Annotated in this window: 11 protein-coding genes, 2 tRNA genes, 3 rRNA genes and 1 pseudogene; all 17 read left to right on the top strand. The window is 43.4% G+C overall.

Translation table 11 applies throughout. The annotated features are described in order from the left end of the window. The 17 genes and pseudogenes from PG086_RS08145 (at window position 1) to rrf (ending at window position 17,718) form a co-directional block, all read left to right on the top strand. Window positions 1-1,767: an ABC transporter ATP-binding protein gene (locus PG086_RS08145; protein WP_049484837.1), complete on the top strand. Its 1,767-nt coding sequence runs from the start codon at window positions 1-3 to the stop codon at window positions 1,765-1,767. Window positions 1,768-1,903: 136 nt separating this feature from the next. Then, on the top strand, window positions 1,904-2,593 hold the full coding sequence (locus PG086_RS08140; RefSeq protein WP_049478403.1) for a gamma-glutamyl-gamma-aminobutyrate hydrolase family protein: 690 nt from the start codon (window positions 1,904-1,906) through the stop codon (window positions 2,591-2,593). A 172-nt stretch (window positions 2,594-2,765) separates the two neighbouring features. Further along, window positions 2,766-4,115 carry a glucose-6-phosphate isomerase gene (locus PG086_RS08135; protein WP_000018239.1) on the top strand — a complete coding sequence of 450 codons (1,350 nt, stop codon included), beginning with the start codon at window positions 2,766-2,768 and terminating at the stop codon, window positions 4,113-4,115. Between the two features lie 183 nt (window positions 4,116-4,298). Then, on the top strand, window positions 4,299-5,099 hold the full coding sequence (locus PG086_RS08130) for an SDR family oxidoreductase (protein ID WP_038804195.1): 801 nt from the start codon (window positions 4,299-4,301) through the stop codon (window positions 5,097-5,099). A gap of 62 nt (window positions 5,100-5,161) precedes the next feature. After that, window positions 5,162-6,988, top strand: coding sequence for a BglG family transcription antiterminator (locus PG086_RS08125; protein ID WP_080639548.1), 1,827 nt, complete (start codon window positions 5,162-5,164; stop codon window positions 6,986-6,988). Next, window positions 6,988-7,485 (top strand): transcriptional regulator GutM, encoded by a 498-nt coding sequence (locus PG086_RS08120; protein WP_033585448.1) that lies wholly within the window; start codon window positions 6,988-6,990, stop codon window positions 7,483-7,485. The genes PG086_RS08125 and PG086_RS08120 overlap by 1 nt, the downstream gene beginning before the upstream one ends. Continuing rightward, the gene (srlA, locus tag PG086_RS08115) at window positions 7,482-8,027 is read left to right on the top strand and encodes a PTS glucitol/sorbitol transporter subunit IIC (RefSeq protein WP_001015684.1); all 546 of its coding nucleotides are present in this window, start codon (window positions 7,482-7,484) and stop codon (window positions 8,025-8,027) included. Before PG086_RS08120 ends, srlA begins: the two co-directional genes overlap by 4 nt. A gap of 13 nt (window positions 8,028-8,040) precedes the next feature. Further along, window positions 8,041-9,021 (top strand): PTS glucitol/sorbitol transporter subunit IIB, encoded by a 981-nt coding sequence (srlE, locus tag PG086_RS08110; RefSeq protein WP_038804194.1) that lies wholly within the window; start codon window positions 8,041-8,043, stop codon window positions 9,019-9,021. Window positions 9,022-9,119: 98 nt separating this feature from the next. Next, window positions 9,120-9,491 carry a PTS glucitol/sorbitol transporter subunit IIA gene (locus tag PG086_RS08105; protein WP_008808177.1) on the top strand — a complete coding sequence of 124 codons (372 nt, stop codon included), beginning with the start codon at window positions 9,120-9,122 and terminating at the stop codon, window positions 9,489-9,491. Window positions 9,492-9,687: 196 nt separating this feature from the next. Then, a pseudogene (pgi, locus tag PG086_RS08100) lies at window positions 9,688-10,164 on the top strand (glucose-6-phosphate isomerase); the annotation flags it as partial. A 127-nt stretch (window positions 10,165-10,291) separates the two neighbouring features. Further along, window positions 10,292-11,752, top strand: coding sequence for a glutamate--tRNA ligase (gene gltX, locus PG086_RS08095; RefSeq protein ID WP_270748533.1), 1,461 nt, complete (start codon window positions 10,292-10,294; stop codon window positions 11,750-11,752). A gap of 12 nt (window positions 11,753-11,764) precedes the next feature. Next, window positions 11,765-12,199 (top strand): cytidine deaminase family protein, encoded by a 435-nt coding sequence (locus tag PG086_RS08090; RefSeq protein ID WP_049519151.1) that lies wholly within the window; start codon window positions 11,765-11,767, stop codon window positions 12,197-12,199. A 116-nt stretch (window positions 12,200-12,315) separates the two neighbouring features. Continuing rightward, window positions 12,316-12,387 (top strand) — tRNA-Glu (locus tag PG086_RS08085). A 232-nt stretch (window positions 12,388-12,619) separates the two neighbouring features. Further along, window positions 12,620-14,378: ribosomal RNA gene (locus PG086_RS08080) — 16S ribosomal RNA — on the top strand. 51 nt (window positions 14,379-14,429) lie between these two features. Continuing rightward, a tRNA-Ala gene (locus tag PG086_RS08075) sits at window positions 14,430-14,502 on the top strand. A gap of 122 nt (window positions 14,503-14,624) precedes the next feature. Then, window positions 14,625-17,526, top strand: a 23S ribosomal RNA gene (locus PG086_RS08070). Window positions 17,527-17,602: 76 nt separating this feature from the next. Beyond that, window positions 17,603-17,718, top strand: a 5S ribosomal RNA gene (rrf, locus tag PG086_RS08065). Together the 16S, 23S and 5S rRNA genes with 2 tRNA genes alongside form the textbook arrangement of a ribosomal RNA operon. Window positions 17,719-17,773 lie beyond the last annotated feature (55 nt).

Genomic DNA, 17,773 nt, shown 5'->3' with positions numbered 1-17,773 from the left:
ATGAAAACCGTTCGATTTTTCTGGAATTATTTTAAAGTTTACAAGTTCTCCTTTGTCATTGTGGTTCTGATGGTTGCAGTTGCGACGATTGCCCAAGCCCTCTTTCCAGTTTTTTCAGGTCAAGCAGTGACAGAGCTCGCTAACCTAGTTCTGGCTTATCAAAATGGAACTTCCGAACTAGCCTGGCAGAGTTTGTCAGCTCTGATGCTGAATCTAGCTCTAGTTGTCCTCGCCTTAGTGGTATCCAGTTTGATTTACATGACCTTGATGACCCGTGTGATTGCTGAGTCAACAAATGAGATGCGTAAGGGCCTCTTTGGCAAACTCTCTCGTTTGACGGTTTCTTTCTTTGACCGCCATCAGGATGGCGATATCCTTTCTCGCTTCACGAGTGACTTGGACAACATCCTTCAAGCCTTCAATGAAAGCCTAGTTCAGGTTATGAGCAATATTGCTCTTTACATCGGTTTGATTTTTGTCATGTTTTCAAGAAATGTGACGCTCGCCCTGATAACAGTAGCCAGTACTCCAGTAGCCTTTCTCATGTTGGTTTTCATCGTGAAAATGGCCCGCAAATACACTAATCTCCAGCAAAAAGAGGTAGGGAAACTCAACGCCTACATGGACGAAAGTATTTCAGGGCAGAAAGCTGTTATCGTACAAGGAATTCAAGACGACATCGTAGCAGGCTTTGTGGAGCAAAATGAGCGCGTGCGCAAGGCAACCTTTAAAGGGAGAATGTTCTCAGGCATCCTCTTTCCTGTTATGAATGGGATGAGCTTGGTCAATACGGCCATCGTCATTTTTGCAGGTTCGGCTGTCTTGCTGAACGATCCAAGTATCGAAACAACGACAGCCCTAGGTTTGATTGTCATGTTTACTCAATTTTCTCAGCAGTACTACCAGCCGATTATCCAGGTGGCTGCGAGTTGGGGGAGCCTCCAGTTGGCCTTTACTGGGGCAGATCGTATCCAAGAAATGTTCGATGCAGAAGAAGAGATTCGTCCGCAAAATGCGCCTGCCTTTACGGAATTGCGAGAAGGCGTTGAAATCAGTCACATTGATTTCTCTTATGTGCCAGACAAGCCGATTTTAAAAGATGTTAGCATTTCAGCTCCTAAGGGGCAGATGATAGCAGTTGTCGGTCCGACTGGCTCGGGAAAAACGACCATCATGAACCTCATCAATCGTTTCTACGATGTGGATGCAGGCAGCATTTGCTTTGATGGCAAAGACATCCGTGACTACGACTTGGACAGCCTGCGGAGCAAGGTCGGGATTGTCTTGCAGGATTCGGTCTTGTTTAGTGGAACGATCCGAGACAATATCCGCTTTGGTGTGCCAGATGCCAGTCAGGAAATGGTCGAAGCAGCTGCCAAGGCAACTCATATTCATGACTACATTGAAAGCTTGCCTGACAAGTATGATACCCTTATTGATGATGAGCAAAACATCTTCTCAACTGGTCAGAAACAATTGATTTCCATCGCCCGGACCTTGATGACAGATCCCCAAGTCCTAATCTTAGATGAAGCGACTTCCAATGTGGATACTGTAACAGAAAGCAAGATTCAACATGCCATGGAGGCCGTTGTAGCAGGACGAACCAGTTTTGTTATTGCCCATCGTCTCAAAACCATCCTCAATGCCGATCAGATTATTGTCCTCAAAGATGGAGAGGTCATTGAACGTGGAAATCATCACGAGTTGCTCAAGCTCGGCGGTTTCTACTCGGAACTGTATCACAATCAATTTGTTTTCGAATAGAAAAGTTGTCCTTATTGGGCAGCTTTTTCTTGTCCATAAAAAATACTTATCACGGTCTTTAAAAAAACATATTAGACAGGAAAGGGTTGGAGTGATAAGATAAGACTGTCGCAAGAAAATCGAAAGGAGACACATCATGGCTAGAACGGTTGTAGGAGTTGCTGCAAATCTATGTCCTGTAGATGCAGAAGGGAAAAACATTCACTCATCTGTATCTTGTAAATTTGCAGAGAGCATTCGTCAAGTCGGTGGTCTCCCTTTAGTAATTCCTGTAGGAGATGAGTCCATTGTGCGCGATTATGTGGAAATGATTGACAAACTCATCTTGACAGGTGGGCAAAATGTCCATCCTCAGTTTTACGGGGAGAAAAAGACTATTGAGAGTGATGATTACAACCTTGTACGCGATGAGTTTGAACTAGCTCTCTTGAAAGAAGCGCTCCGTCAGAATAAACCAATTATGGCAATCTGTCGTGGTGTTCAGCTGGTCAATGTTGCTTTTGGTGGCACTCTCCACCAAGAAATTGAAGGTCACTGGCAAGGCTTGCCTTTTGGGACATCTCATACTATTGAGACAGTAGAAGGAAGCGTGGTGGCTAAGTTGTTTGGCAAAGAAAGTCAGGTCAACTCAGTCCATCGTCAGAGTATCAAAGATCTGGCACCTAATTTCCGTGTGACAGCGGTGGACCCTCGAGATCAGACAGTGGAAGCGATTGAGTCTGTCGACGAGCATCGTATTATCGGTTTACAGTGGCACCCAGAGTTCCTGGTCAATGAAGAAGATGGCAATTTAGAATTATTTGAGTATTTATTAAATGAATTGTAACGGTTAGAATCTCTAGCCGTTTTTTTGTCTTATTTCGTTCAAATTTTAATATTGTAACATTTTTTACGCAAATGTTTAAATTATGATAAAATTTGGAAAAATTCAGTATAAAAACTTGAAAAAATCTAAGGTAAGGGTTATGATAGAAGAGAAGAAATTTTGGAGGAATATTATGTCACATATTAAATTTGATTATTCAAAAGTATTAGATAAATTTGTTGCACCACATGAACTAGATTATATGCAGCCTCAAGTGACTGCAGCAGATTCTGCTCTGAGAAATGGTACAGGTCCTGGGGCAGAAATGACTGGCTGGTTGAACTTACCTGAAGAATATGACAAAGATGAATTTGCTCGTATTCAAAAGGCTGCTGCTAAAATCCAATCTGATAGTGAGGTATTGATCGTAATCGGTATTGGTGGTTCCTATTTAGGAGCTCGTGCAGCTATTGATTTCTTGAATAATTCATTTGTAAACTTGCAAAGAAAGGAAGAACGCAAGGCACCTCAGATCCTCTATGCTGGAAACTCTATCTCTTCAAGCTATTTGGCTGATTTGGTAGACTATGTATCAGACAAAGATTTCTCAGTAAACGTGATTTCTAAATCAGGTACAACAACTGAACCGGCTATTGCTTTCCGTGTCTTCAAAGAACTCTTGGTTAAGAAGTACGGTCAAGAAGAAGCTAACCAACGTATCTACGCAACTACAGACCGCGCTAAAGGTGCAGTTAAAGTTGAAGCAGATGCTAATGGCTGGGATACTTTTGTAGTGCCTGATAGTGTAGGTGGTCGTTTTACAGTATTGACAGCAGTGGGGCTCTTGCCAATCGCAGCTGCAGGAGCTGATATCAGCAAGTTAATGGAAGGAGCAAATGCTGCTCGCAAGGCTTATGCTTCTGATAAGTTGGCTGAAAATGAAGCATATCAATATGCAGTTGTACGCAATATCTTGTACCGTAAAGGTTATCTGACAGAAGTTCTAGCTAACTATGAACCATCTCTGCAATACTTCTCTGAGTGGTGGAAGCAACTGGCTGGTGAGTCAGAAGGGAAAGACCAAAAAGGGATTTATCCAACTTCAGCTAACTTCTCAACAGACTTGCACTCTCTGGGACAATTTATCCAGGAAGGTACCCGTATCCTCTTTGAAACAGTTATCCGTGTAGATAAACCTCGCAAAAATGTGCTGATTCCTGAATTGGCAGAAGACTTGGACGGTCTTGGCTACTTGCAAGGAAAAGATGTTGACTTTGTCAATAAAAAAGCTACAGATGGAGTGCTGTTAGCACACACTGATGGTGGAGTTCCAAATATGTTTGTGACACTGCCTGAGCAAGATGAGTTCACTTTGGGCTACACTATTTACTTCTTTGAGTTGGCTATTGCTCTTTCTGGCTACCTGAATGGTATCAATCCATTTGACCAGCCTGGAGTTGAAGCTTATAAGAAAAACATGTTTGCTCTTCTTGGGAAACCAGGCTTTGAAGAGCTGGGTGCTGAGTTGAATGCACGCCTTTGATTCTCATATGCTTTGAGTTCATTTAGAATATAAAAAGATCCACAAGTTCATTTCTTGTGGATTTTTAGTACAAGCCTCTTAATTAGTTTATTATTTTTTTTAAAAGTGTAAAAAAGAGTGTCTTAATTCTTTTATGAAAGCGCTGTATAATTGCCTTGTAAATAAAATTTGAGAGGTATCAAAATGAATGATTGGTTAAACATAAAAGGCAAAACAGTTCTTGTGACTGGCGCGTCATCTGGGATCGGTAAGGCAATCGTTGAAGAATTGCTGGAATTAGGAGTCAATGTAGCGAATTTTGATCTTAGCGACAACGATTTGCGTCACCCGAATCTATTATTTGTAAAAGTTGATGTAACTTCTCGCTCTGAAGTAGAAGAGGGTGTTGCCAAAATAGTTGAAAGATTTGGCAATATTGATGCGGTAGTCAATAATGCAGGGATTAATGTTCCCAGATTATTAATTGATGCAGAAAATCCTAAAGGTCCTTACGAGTTAGACGATGAAACGTTTGAAAAAGTAACAATGATTAATCAAAAAGGTTTGTATTTGGTTAGTCAGGCAGTAGGACGTATTTTAGTGAAAAATGGAAAAGGTGTAATTGTGAACATGGCTTCAGAAGCAGGCTTGGAAGGTTCTGAAGGACAAAGTGCCTATGCTGCCACAAAAGCAGCAGTCTATAGTTACACTCGTTCATGGGCAAAAGAGCTGGGTAAGCATGGTGTACGTGTGGTTGGAATTGCTCCAGGAATTATGGAAGCTACGGGACTTCGAACTCTTTCTTATGAGGAAGCTCTTGCTTATACCCGTGGAAAGACGGTAGAAGATATTCGAGCTGGTTATGCTTCAACTTCAACAACTCCTTTGGGACGAAGTGGTAAACTACGGGAAGTAGCTGACCTTGTAGCATTCTATATTTCAGACCGTTCTAGCTATATAACTGGAGTCACTACAAATATTGCCGGAGGGAAAACTCGCGGTTAAAAAAATGAAGGTGAGGAAGAGAGTTGACCATAGTAAATCGATGGTATAATATTTTAGAAAAAATGGTCTCACAGCCAACTTATTCCTTGGTAGATATGCGCTCAGAGCTGGATATTAGTATGCAAACCTTGCAAAAGAGTATCCAACAATTAAATGATGTTTTGGCTCCGAGTATCCAGATTATCTCACAAGATGATCAGTTAATGTTAGAGGTGTATGACTATACTGAGTTGGAAAGGATTTTATCTGGTAGTTTAAAACGGGAGAGTGACTTCAATTCTTCCAGTAAAAGAATTGCCTATTTACTAAAACGTTTAATTGAGTCAACCTCCCCTCTTCTTATTGACGACTTGGCTGAGGAAGCAGGTGTTAGTAGAAGTACCCTTAATAAGGATTTAAAACAAGTAAAATCTTTGGCAGAGAGTTACTCTATCACTATTTCAGGAAAGCCCAACCGTGGGCTGGAGGTCTTGGGGTCCGAGCTGAATTTGCGCTTGCTCTATATTCACCAAGTGGCCCCTTACTTTGAAGGAAAGACACTCACCGAGGCAACATCTTCTTTTCTGGAGACGCTACTCCAGGAGTATAAAATCCCGAAAGAAACAAAGGAACTCCTTCGAAAGACCATTTCAATTATGGTGGAGCGTATTCATGCATCTAGGGTGTTGAGTTGCCCTATTCCTTACTATAGGAATGATTTAACAGAGACACCTTTGGTTGAAAAATTAATCTATCATATTGAGATGACTTATAAGATTTCCCTCAGTCAGTTTGAGATAGACTTTTTGTGTTTTCCGTTTAATATCCGTTTTATTGACACTTTAAGCAAGCCGTCTTATCAATCTGAACAGCTTGCAAACATTTTTCAAGGGATTGTCAAGAAAGTCAAAGAAACAATGTTGGTTAACTTTGATGATGAAGAATTATTTGAAGAAATCAAGTCTCATCTAGGCTCCTTAATCAATCGACTGATTTTCCATGTGCAAGCTAATGATATATTCCATGGCGAGGTTCAAACTCAATATCCTTTTGCTTTTGAAATGGCGAAAATTGCTGGAGAAGAACTATCTGCAATTTTTGGTTCTGAATTGGAATTATCTGAAATCGGATATCTGGCTTTGTATTTTGAAATGATTTTAAGAAAGCAAAACTCTGTTGTAAATGGTTCTCGCAAGCAGATAGCTGTAGTTTGCACAACAGGAAGAGGAACTGCTGCGATGATTATTCAGCAACTCAGACGAATTCTTGGAAATGATGTAGACATTACTCAGTATTCTGAAGAGGATTTTAATCTGGATTTGAATCAGGACTATTTCGCGATTTTTACGACAGTTCCTCTAAAATATAAAGATTCTAAATCTCCAGTCATTCAAGTTAATCATCTTTTTGATGATCAATGGCTGCAGGAAGAATGGCAGAGGGCCAATGCTTTTCATCAAAAAAATCTAGAAACAGTCAGCTTACGTTTTCTTCGTTTGACTCCCCAAAAAACCTATCAGCAATACTTGCTAAATATGGTTGCAGAGTTAGAGAAACTTCAGATGATTGATGAAGGTTTTAGAAATCGGATAATTGATAGGGATAAAAAACAATCAACCATTTTTGGTGGAGGAATTGCCTTCCCCCATACAATTAACCAGGGTTATGCAAAGACTATTTTAATGTTTGGAAAGCTAGAAGAGCCTTATCAAAAAGGAGATGATTGGATTGAATTTATCTTTCTAGTCGCCATTCCCTCAGAAATTGAAAGCAAAATGGAGAGTGAATTGCTGGAATTGTATGACGACATTTTTCGAATTGCAGGAGAGCCTTCTCTAAAAGAAGCATTGAGGGCTGTAGAAACAGAGACAGAGTTTCTATCATTTTCTAAGAGCAAAGGAGTATTTTAATGAATTCGCTAATAATTTTCGCTGTATTTGTCATGGCAGCTTATATATTTCAAATGTTCCTCGGCTGGCAGCAACTCAAAGACTTCAATAAGACCTATACGATGCTCCGAAAACTGGGGCGCGTAGCGATTGGCAGGAAGTCCGGAAGAATCAAATCCGGTACGATTGTCATGTTCGCGGTTGATGAAAACGGTCGGGTTCTTAAAGCTAGCAAAATGCAAGGAGTCACAATCTTAGCACGTTTTCAAAATATGGACGATTATGTTGGAGAAGACATCCATTATTTTGACAAGTATAATCCTCTTGTGAGAAAAGAAAATAAGTTGATGCAATCAGCCATAGAAGATGCTAGAAAAGTCTATCTTTGGAATGAGGCAGGTATTGAGAAAGAGACAAGTTCATCTGATTCTTTTCTGGGATTCGGCTTTTATGCGAATTACTTACAATTATCTATTAAACAGTTATTTAAAAAAAATAAGAAAGGGAGTTCCTTATGAATCACATTACAAATTTTGCAGAGAGTTTTATGAAACTCTTCCAATTAGGTGGAGAAACCTTTATTAGCTGGATGACAAATATTGTACCGCTTGTCTTGATGCTATTGATTGCAATGAATACCCTTATCGCTTTCTTGGGAGAAGAGAAGGTCAATTCCCTGGCTAAGATTTCTGCCAAAAATCCTGTTAGCCGGTATATGATTTTACCTTTCATTTCTGCCTTTATGCTGGGGAATCCGATGGCAATCAGTATGGGACGTTTCTTACCAGAATATTATAAACCTAGTTTTGTAGCAGCTCAGATGCAGTTCTGCCACACTTCAAATGGTGTATTTCCGCATATCAATCCTGGGGAATTGTTTGTATGGATGGGAATTGCAACAGGAATTCAAACTTTAGGTTTAAGTCAAATGGACTTAGCCATTCGTTACATGCTTGTTGGGCTTGTCATGAACTTTGTAGGCGGTTGGGTGACCGATTTTACAACTGCTTATGTAGCAAAACAGCAAGGTGTTACCTTGAGTAAAACATTTGATTTATAGAAAGAGTGAAATTATGTCATATAAGAGTATAAAAGTTGTTAAAGGAAATGGCGGTTTCGGAGGACCTTTGGTCATTACACCTAGTGAAGCTAAGCATAAATTCATCTATATCACTGGCGGAGGAGAAAAGCCAGATATTGTAGATAAAATTGCTGATTTGACCGGTATGGAAGCTGTTAATGGGTTTAAAACTTCTATCCCAGATGAGGAAATTGCTTTAGCAATCGTGGATTGTGGCGGTACTCTTCGCTGTGGTATTTATCCTAAAAAGGGGATCCCTACAATAAATATTGTCGCTACAGGGAAAAGTGGGCCTCTAGCTCAATATATAACCGAGGAAATCTATGTGTCAGCAGTTGGCCTTAATCAAATTTCTGCTGCTAATGAAGACGAAAAAGCGACAACTGTGGTAACAGAAAAGCCAACTTACGATACTAGTAAAAAAATTACAGAGCAAAAAGCTGAAACAAGTATTGTAGCAAGAATTGGGATGGGCGCTGGGAAGGTCGTTGCGACTTTCAACCAGGCTGCTCGTGAAGCCATCCAAACAATGCTCAACACGATCATTCCTTTCATGGCCTTTGTTTCCTTGCTGATTGGGGTTATTCAAGGTTCAGGTGTTGGAAATTGGCTGGCAAAATTAATGGTTCCCCTAGCTGGGAACATCTGGGGACTCATTTTGATTGGCTTTATCTGTTCCTTGCCATTCCTATCTCCTTTGTTAGGCCCCGGAGCTGTTATCAGTCAGATTATTGGAACCTTAATTGGAGTTGAAATCGGCAAAGGGACTATTCCGCCCCAAATGGCTCTGCCAGCTATATTTGCTATCAACACTCAAAACGGTTGTGATTTCATTCCTGTAGCACTCGGTCTATCTGAAGCCAAGGCTGAAACAGTTGAGGTTGGTGTCCCTTCTGTGCTTTATTCACGCTTTCTCAATGGTGTTCCGCGGGTGCTAGTAGCTTGGATAGCTAGTATTGGCCTTTATCAGTAAACTTTTGATAGATGCACGTAAACATAGCAACTATTATGTTAAACTTATCTATAAGCATAAGTTTATGACAGATTTGAGAAAGGATGAATAGGAATTAGATGAAGAAAATTTTTGAAGCTAAAGTAATTCAAGTGGGGCCTGAAGCTCAGAATATGATTCAAGATGCCAATATGCTCATTTTGTTTGGAGAAGAAGCTCCGGAAGACTTAGCAGAGTATTGTTTTAAAATCGATAACAAAAATCTTCTAGGTGCAATACTAGAAGGTGGAAAGCTGGTGGTAGATAGTCAGGAATATTCGATTACTGCCGTAGGAAATGTAGTAGAAAAAAATTTAACTGGACTGGGCCATATCACGATTTCTTTTGATGGTTCAAAAGAGGGCAGCCTGCCGGGCACTCTCCATGTTGCAGCAGACCAAGCAGTAGTAATTGAAAAGGACTCTACCATTCAGATTTTCGAAACTGCTTGACCATAATAAAATTTCAAATCAAGCAATTTAGAAAAATAAAAGTCTAAAAAATTGATTCAGAGCTTGGACAAAAAGTCCAGGCTTCTGGGTCTAAATTAGAAAAAATAGATGACGCAGTGGTTGATTGGCAAGTCAATCAAACTAGCCAGTCAGTGCAAGGGAATTCCCAGCAGATGGATCCACAAGGGGTGCCTGAACAGAAGGGAAAGACCAAAAAGGTATTTACCCAACTTCAGCTAACTTCTCAACTGACTTGCACTCACTTGGTCAATTTATCCAAGAAGGAACTCGTATCATGTTCGAAACAGTTGTCCGTGTTGACAAACCACGTAAGAACGTGATCATTCCTACTTTGGAAGAAGACCTTGACGGACTTGGTTACCTTCAAGGAAAAGACGTTGACTTTGTAAACAAAAAAGCGACTGATGGTGTTCTTCTTGCCCACACTGACGGTGATGTGCCAAACATGTACGTAACTCTTCCTGAGCAAGACGCTTTCACTCTTGGTTACACTATCTACTTCTTCGAATTGGCAATTGCCCTTTCAGGTTACTTGAATGCCATCAACCCATTTGACCAACCAGGTGTTGAAGCATACAAACGCAACATGTTTGCCCTTCTTGGAAAACCAGGATTTGAAGAATTGAGCAAAGAGCTTAACGCACGTCTATAATAGAAGAAAAGAGTGGCTTGCCCACTCTTTTTACTCTCTTTATTCGTAGACATTGGACTCAGGCGAGACTTGTGATATAATATAGAAAGCAAAAAGGCAGACGCCTAGAGACTTTATAGGAGAAACTATGTCAAAAGATATCCGCGTACGCTACGCACCAAGTCCAACAGGACTCCTACACATCGGAAATGCCCGTACAGCATTGTTTAACTACCTTTACGCACGCCATCATGGTGGAACTTTTATCATTCGTATCGAAGATACTGACCGTAAACGCCATGTTGAGGATGGAGAACGCTCACAACTTGAAAATCTTCGCTGGTTGGGCATGGATTGGGATGAAAGCCCAGAAACTCATGAAAATTACCGCCAATCAGAGCGTTTGGAACTCTATCAAAGATACATCGACCAATTGCTAGCTGAAGGAAAAGCCTACAAATCTTACGTTACAGAAGAAGAGTTGGCGGCTGAGCGCGAACGTCAAGAAGCAGCAGGTGAAACACCACGTTACATCAATGAATATCTTGGCATGAGCGAAGAAGAAAAAGCAACTTACATCGCAGAACGTGAAGCAGCCGGTATCATCCCAACTGTTCGTTTGGCTGTTAACGAGTCTGGTATCTACAAATGGCATGATATGGTCAAAGGTGATATCGAGTTTGAAGGTGGCAACATCGGTGGTGACTGGGTTATCCAAAAGAAAGATGGTTACCCAACATACAATTTTGCCGTTGTGATCGATGACCACGATATGCAAATCTCTCACGTTATCCGCGGTGATGACCATATTGCTAATACTCCAAAACAACTCATGGTCTATGAAGCGCTTGGTTGGGAAGCACCAGAGTTTGGTCACATGACTTTGATCATCAACTCTGAAACGGGTAAAAAATTGTCTAAACGTGACACCAATACCCTTCAGTTTATAGAAGACTACCGTAAAAAAGGCTATTTGCCAGAAGCAGTCTTTAACTTTATCGCCCTTCTTGGTTGGAATCCAGGTGGCGAAGATGAAATTTTCTCTCGTGAGGAATTGATTAAACTCTTTGATGAAAATCGTCTCAGCAAGTCACCAGCTGCATTTGATCAGAAGAAACTAGACTGGATGAGCAACGACTACATCAAGAAAGCAGAACTTGCTACTATCTTTGAAATGGCTAAACCTTACTTAGAAGAAGCAGGGCGTTTGACTGACAAGTCTGAAAAAATGGTGGAACTATACAAACCACAAATGAAGTCAGTGGATGAAATCGTTCCATTGACAGATCTTTTCTTCTCAGATTTCCCAGAGTTGACAGACGCTGAGCGTGAGGTCATGGCAGGAGAAACCGTTCCGGTTGTTCTAGAAGCCTTCAAAGCGAAACTAGAAGCGATGACAGATGAGGAATTTGTGACAGAAAACATCTTCCCACAAATCAAAGCAGTCCAAAAAGAAACAGGTATTAAAGGGAAAAACCTCTTCATGCCGATTCGTATTGCTGTATCAGGTGAAATGCATGGACCAGAATTACCAGACACCATTTTCTTACTCGGACGTGAAAAGTCAATTCAGCATATCGATAATATGCTGAAAGAGATCTCCAAATAAAAAGGACTTCCGATGGATACATGGGAAAAGATGTATGAAGAAGCACGAACCTTATTCAATCCCCATGAAGTTTCTGACTTTGTTTATGCTAACCATGTTGTTGCTGCGGTAGAAGCAGAAGATGGTCAGATCTTCACAGGATTTTGTATGGAGGGCACTTGTGGCGTTTTTCATCTCTGTGCAGAACGAGCGGCTCTCTTCAATATATATCAATTTTCAGGACAGACCAAAGTTAAGAAAATCCTCGCCTTTCGAGACAAACCTCCCTACGGCGAAGGATCAGGTATGCCCTGTGGCGCTTGCAGAGAATTTCTCTTAGAATTGAATGCTAAAAATAAAGAAGCAGAGTTCATGATGAACTACGAAACAAGAAAAACAATTAAGGTTGCTGAATTAATCCCTTACTTGTGGGGAGAAGAACGTGCGACTAATTGGCAAGATAAATAGAAGGAGTCAGTTTAACTGGCTCTTTTCCCTAATCTTTTCAGAATTTTGGTAAAGAGGTAAAAAAGTCCTTGACAAAGGTAAAAAAGTAGGTATAATAGAAAGAGTTGAAAAGCTCAGGTCCGTTGGTCAAGGGGTTAAGACACCGCCTTTTCACGGCGGTAACACGGGTTCGAATCCCGTACGGACTATGGTGTATTGCGGTTAAAAAAACTTGAAAAAAGTTTAAAAAATCTGTTGACAGAGGCAGGTAGCTGTGATATACTAATATAGTTGTCGCTCACGAGAGGAGTGAGAGACAAAGACCTTTGAAAACTGAACAAGACGAACCAATGTGCAGGGCACTATAACTGATGTTATAGTACTGAACAATGAAAAAAACAATAAATCTGTCAGTGACAGAAATGAGTGAGAACTCAAACTTTTAATGAGAGTTTGATCCTGGCTCAGGACGAACGCTGGCGGCGTGCCTAATACATGCAAGTAGAACGCTGAAGAGAGGAGCTTGCTCTTCTTGGATGAGTTGCGAACGGGTGAGTAACGCGTAGGTAACCTGCCTGGTAGCGGGGGATAACTATTGGAAACGATAGCTAATACCGCATAAGAGTAGATGTCGCATGACATTTGCTTAAAAGGTGCAATTGCATCACTACCAGATGGACCTGCGTTGTATTAGCTAGTTGGTGAGGTAACGGCTCACCAAGGCAACGATACATAGCCGACCTGAGAGGGTGATCGGCCACACTGGGACTGAGACACGTACCTGCCTGGTAGCGGGGGATAACTATTGGAAACGATAGCTAATACCGCATAAAATGGATTATCGCATGATAATCCATTGAAAGGTGCAAATGCATCACTACCAGATGGACCTGCGTTGTATTAGCTAGTTGGTGGGGTAACGGCTCACCAAGGCGACGATACATAGCCGACCTGAGAGGGTGATCGGCCACACTGGGACTGAGACACGGCCCAGACTCCTACGGGAGGCAGCAGTAGGGAATCTTCGGCAATGGACGGAAGTCTGACCGAGCAACGCCGCGTGAGTGAAGAAGGTTTTCGGATCGTAAAGCTCTGTTGTAAGAGAAGAACGAGTGTGAGAGTGGAAAGTTCACACTGTGACGGTATCTTACCAGAAAGGGACGGCTAACTACGTGCCAGCAGCCGCGGTAATACGTAGGTCCCGAGCGTTGTCCGGATTTATTGGGCGTAAAGCGAGCGCAGGCGGTTAGATAAGTCTGAAGTTAAAGGCTGTGGCTTAACCATAGTACGCTTTGGAAACTGTTTAACTTGAGTGCAAGAGGGGAGAGTGGAATTCCATGTGTAGCGGTGAAATGCGTAGATATATGGAGGAACACCGGTGGCGAAAGCGGCTCTCTGGCTTGTAACTGACGCTGAGGCTCGAAAGCGTGGGGAGCAAACAGGATTAGATACCCTGGTAGTCCACGCCGTAAACGATGAGTGCTAGGTGTTAGACCCTTTCCGGGGTTTAGTGCCGCAGCTAACGCATTAAGCACTCCGCCTGGGGAGTACGACCGCAAGGTTGAAACTCAAAGGAATTGACGGGGGCCCGCACAAGCGGTGGAGCATGTGGTTTAATTCGAAGCAACGCGAAGAACCTTACCAGGTCTTGACATCCCTCTGATCGCTCTAGAGATAGAGTTTTCCTTCGGGACAGAGGTGACAGGTGGTGCATGGTTGTCGTCAGCTCGTGTCGTGAGATGTTGGGTTAAGTCCCGCAACGAGCGCAACCCCTATTGTTAGTTGCCATCATTCAGTTGGGCACTCTAGCGAGACTGCCGGTAATAAACCGGAGGAAGGTGGGGATGACGTCAAATCATCATGCCCCTTATGACCTGGGCTACACACGTGCTACAATGGCTGGTACAACGAGTCGCAAGCCGGTGACGGCAAGCTAATCTCTTAAAGCCAGTCTCAGTTCGGATTGTAGGCTGCAACTCGCCTACATGAAGTCGGAATCGCTAGTAATCGCGGATCAGCACGCCGCGGTGAATACGTTCCCGGGCCTTGTACACACCGCCCGTCACACCACGAGAGTTTGTAACACCCGAAGTCGGTGAGGTAACCTTTTAGGAGCCAGCCGCCTAAGGTGGGATAGATGATTGGGGTGAAGTCGTAACAAGGTAGCCGTATCGGAAGGTGCGGCTGGATCACCTCCTTTCTAAGGATAAGGAACTGCGCATTGGTCTTGTTTAGTCTTGAGAGGTCTTGTGGGGCCTTAGCTCAGCTGGGAGAGCGCCTGCTTTGCACGCAGGAGGTCAGCGGTTCGATCCCGCTAGGCTCCATTGGTGAGAGATCACCAAGTAATGCACATTGAAAATTGAATATCTATATCAAATAGTAACAAGAAAATAAACCGAAACGCTGTAGTATTAAAAGAGTTTATGACTGAAAGGTCAGAAAATAAGGTTAAGTTAATAAGGGCGCACGGTGGATGCCTTGGCACTAGGAGCCGAAGAAGGACGTGACAAACGACGATATGCCTTGGGTAGCTGTAAGTAAGCGATGATCCAGGGATTTCCGAATGGGGGAACCCAGCAGGTGCTACCTGTTACCCATATCTGTTAAGGATATGAGGAGGAAGACGCAGTGAACTGAAACATCTAAGTAGCTGCAGGAAGAGAAAGCAAAAGCGATTGCCTTAGTAGCGGCGAGCGAAACGGCAGAAGGGCAAACCGAAGAGTTTACTCTTCGGGGTTGTAGGACTGCAATGTGGACTCAAAGATTATAGAAGAATGATTTGGGAAGATCAGCCAAAGAGAGTAAGAGCCTCGTATTTAAAATAGTCTTTGTACCTAGCAGTATCCTGAGTACGGCGGGACACGAGAAATCCCGTCGGAATCTGGGAGGACCATCTCCCAACCCTAAATACTCCCTAGTGACCGATAGTGAACCAGTACCGTGAGGGAAAGGTGAAAAGCACCCCGGGAGGGGAGTGAAATAGAACCTGAAACCGTGTGCCTACAACAAGTTCGAGCCCGTTAATGGGTGAGAGCGTGCCTTTTGTAGAATGAACCGGCGAGTTACGATATGATGCGAGGTTAAGTTGAAGAGACGGAGCCGTAGGGAAACCGAGTCTGAATAGGGCGCATTAGTATCATGTCGTAGACCCGAAACCATGTGACCTACCCATGAGCAGGTTGAAGGTGCGGTAAGACGCACTGGAGGACCGAACCAGGGCACGTTGAAAAGTGCTTGGATGACTTGTGGGTAGCGGAGAAATTCCAAACGAACTTGGAGATAGCTGGTTCTCTCCGAAATAGCTTTAGGGCTAGCGTCGACATAAAGATTCTTGGAGGTAGAGCACTGTTTGGGTGAGGGGTCCATCCCGGATTACCAATCTCAGATAAACTCCGAATGCCAAAGAATTATGGTCGGCAGTCAGACTGCGAGTGCTAAGATCCGTAGTCGAAAGGGAAACAGCCCAGACCACCAGCTAAGGTCCCAAAATAATTGTTAAGTGGAAAAGGATGTGGGGTTGCACAGACAACTAGGATGTTAGCTTAGAAGCAGCTATTCATTCAAAGAGTGCGTAATAGCTCACTAGTCGAGTGACCCTGCGCCGAAAATGTACCGGGGCTAAAACAATTTACCGAAGCTGTGGATACCTTTATAGGTATGGTAGGAGAGCGTTCTATGTGTGGAGAAGGTGTACCGTGAGGAGCGCTGGAACGCATAGAAGTGAGAATGCCGGTATGAGTAGCGAAAGACAGGTGAGAATCCTGTCCACCGTAAGACTAAGGTTTCCAGGGGAAGGCTCGTCCGCCCTGGGTTAGTCGGGACCTAAGGAGAGACCGAAAGGTGTATCCGATGGACAACAGGTTGATATTCCTGTACTAGAGTATGTAGTGATGGAGGGACGCAGTAGGCTAACTAAAGCAGACGAATGGAAGTGTCTGTCTAAGCAGTGAGGTGTGAATTGAGTCAAATGCTTAATTCTATAACATTGAGCTGTGATGGGGAGCGAAGTTTAGTAGCGAAGTTAGTGACGTCACACTGCCAAGAAAAGCTTCTAGCGTTAAACATACTCTACCCGTACCGCAAACCGACACAGGTAGTCGAGGCGAGTAGCCTCAGGTGAGCGAGAGAACTCTCGTTAAGGAACTCGGCAAAATGACCCCGTAACTTCGGGAGAAGGGGTGCTGACTTTACGTCAGCCGCAGTGAATAGGCCCAAGCAACTGTTTATCAAAAACACAGCTCTCTGCTAAATCGTAAGATGATGTATAGGGGGTGACGCCTGCCCGGTGCTGGAAGGTTAAGAGGAGTGCTTAGAGGTAACTCGAAGGTATGAATTGAAGCCCCAGTAAACGGCGGCCGTAACTATAACGGTCCTAAGGTAGCGAAATTCCTTGTCGGGTAAGTTCCGACCCGCACGAAAGGCGTAATGATTTGGGCACTGTCTCAACGAGAGACTCGGTGAAATTTTAGTACCTGTGAAGATGCAGGTTACCCGCGACAGGACGGAAAGACCCCATGGAGCTTTACTGCAGTTTGATATTGAGTGTCTGTACCACATGTACAGGATAGGTAGGAGTCTAAGAGATCGGGACGCCAGTTTCGAAGGAGACGTTGTTGGGATACTACCCTTGTGTTATGGCCACTCTAACCCGGATAGGTGATCCCTATCGGAGACAGTGTCTGACGGGCAGTTTGACTGGGGCGGTCGCCTCCTAAAAGGTAACGGAGGCGCCCAAAGGTTCCCTCAGAATGGTTGGAAATCATTCGCAGAGTGTAAAGGTATAAGGGAGCTTGACTGCGAGAGCTACAACTCGAGCAGGGACGAAAGTCGGGCTTAGTGATCCGGTGGTTCCGTATGGAAGGGCCATCGCTCAACGGATAAAAGCTACCCTGGGGATAACAGGCTTATCTCCCCCAAGAGTTCACATCGACGGGGAGGTTTGGCACCTCGATGTCGGCTCGTCGCATCCTGGGGCTGTAGTCGGTCCCAAGGGTTGGGCTGTTCGCCCATTAAAGCGGCACGCGAGCTGGGTTCAGAACGTCGTGAGACAGTTCGGTCCCTATCCGTCGCGGGCGTAGGAAATTTGAGAGGATCTGCTCCTAGTACGAGAGGACCAGAGTGGACTTACCGCTGGTGTACCAGTTGTCTTGCCAAAGGCATCGCTGGGTAGCTATGTAGGGAAGGGATAAACGCTGAAAGCATCTAAGTGTGAAACCCACCTCAAGATGAGATTTCCCATGATTATATATCAGTAAGAGCCCTGAGAGATGATCAGGTAGATAGGTTAGAAGTGGAAGTGTGGCGACACATGTAGCGGACTAATACTAATAGCTCGAGGACTTATCCAAAGTAACTGAGGATACGAAGCGTGAGGTTTTCTAATTATTTGATAGATATTCAATTTTGAGTAGGTATTACTCAGAGTTAAGTGACGATAGCCTAGGAGATACACCTGTACCCATGCCGAACACAGCAGTTAAGCCCTAGAACGCCGGAAGTAGTTGGGGGTTGCCCCCTGTGAGATATGGAAGTCGCTTAGCTTTTATCCGCCATAGCTCAGTTGGTAGTAGCGCATGACTGTTAATCATGATGTCG

This window comes from Streptococcus halitosis (assembly GCF_027691175.1).
Classification (GTDB): domain Bacteria; phylum Bacillota; class Bacilli; order Lactobacillales; family Streptococcaceae; genus Streptococcus; species Streptococcus halitosis_A.
Note: the sequence above shows the minus strand (reverse complement) of the source record. Positions and strands in the feature narration are given on the sequence as shown.

Bases quoted from the DNA above. Each gene is read 5' to 3' on its own strand.
- PG086_RS08145 (WP_049484837.1), top strand. From the start codon at position 1: ATGAAAACCGTTCGATTTTTCTGGAATTATTTTAAAGTTTACAAGTTC.
- PG086_RS08140 (WP_049478403.1), top strand. From the start codon at position 1,904: ATGGCTAGAACGGTTGTAGGAGTTGCTGCAAATCTATGTCCTGTAGAT.
- PG086_RS08135 (WP_000018239.1), top strand. From the start codon at position 2,766: ATGTCACATATTAAATTTGATTATTCAAAAGTATTAGATAAATTTGTT.
- PG086_RS08130 (WP_038804195.1), top strand. From the start codon at position 4,299: ATGAATGATTGGTTAAACATAAAAGGCAAAACAGTTCTTGTGACTGGC.
- PG086_RS08125 (WP_080639548.1), top strand. From the start codon at position 5,162: ATGGTCTCACAGCCAACTTATTCCTTGGTAGATATGCGCTCAGAGCTG.
- PG086_RS08120 (WP_033585448.1), top strand. From the start codon at position 6,988: ATGAATTCGCTAATAATTTTCGCTGTATTTGTCATGGCAGCTTATATA.
- srlA (WP_001015684.1), top strand. From the start codon at position 7,482: ATGAATCACATTACAAATTTTGCAGAGAGTTTTATGAAACTCTTCCAA.
- srlE (WP_038804194.1), top strand. From the start codon at position 8,041: ATGTCATATAAGAGTATAAAAGTTGTTAAAGGAAATGGCGGTTTCGGA.
- PG086_RS08105 (WP_008808177.1), top strand. From the start codon at position 9,120: ATGAAGAAAATTTTTGAAGCTAAAGTAATTCAAGTGGGGCCTGAAGCT.
- gltX (WP_270748533.1), top strand. From the start codon at position 10,292: ATGTCAAAAGATATCCGCGTACGCTACGCACCAAGTCCAACAGGACTC.
- PG086_RS08090 (WP_049519151.1), top strand. From the start codon at position 11,765: ATGGATACATGGGAAAAGATGTATGAAGAAGCACGAACCTTATTCAAT.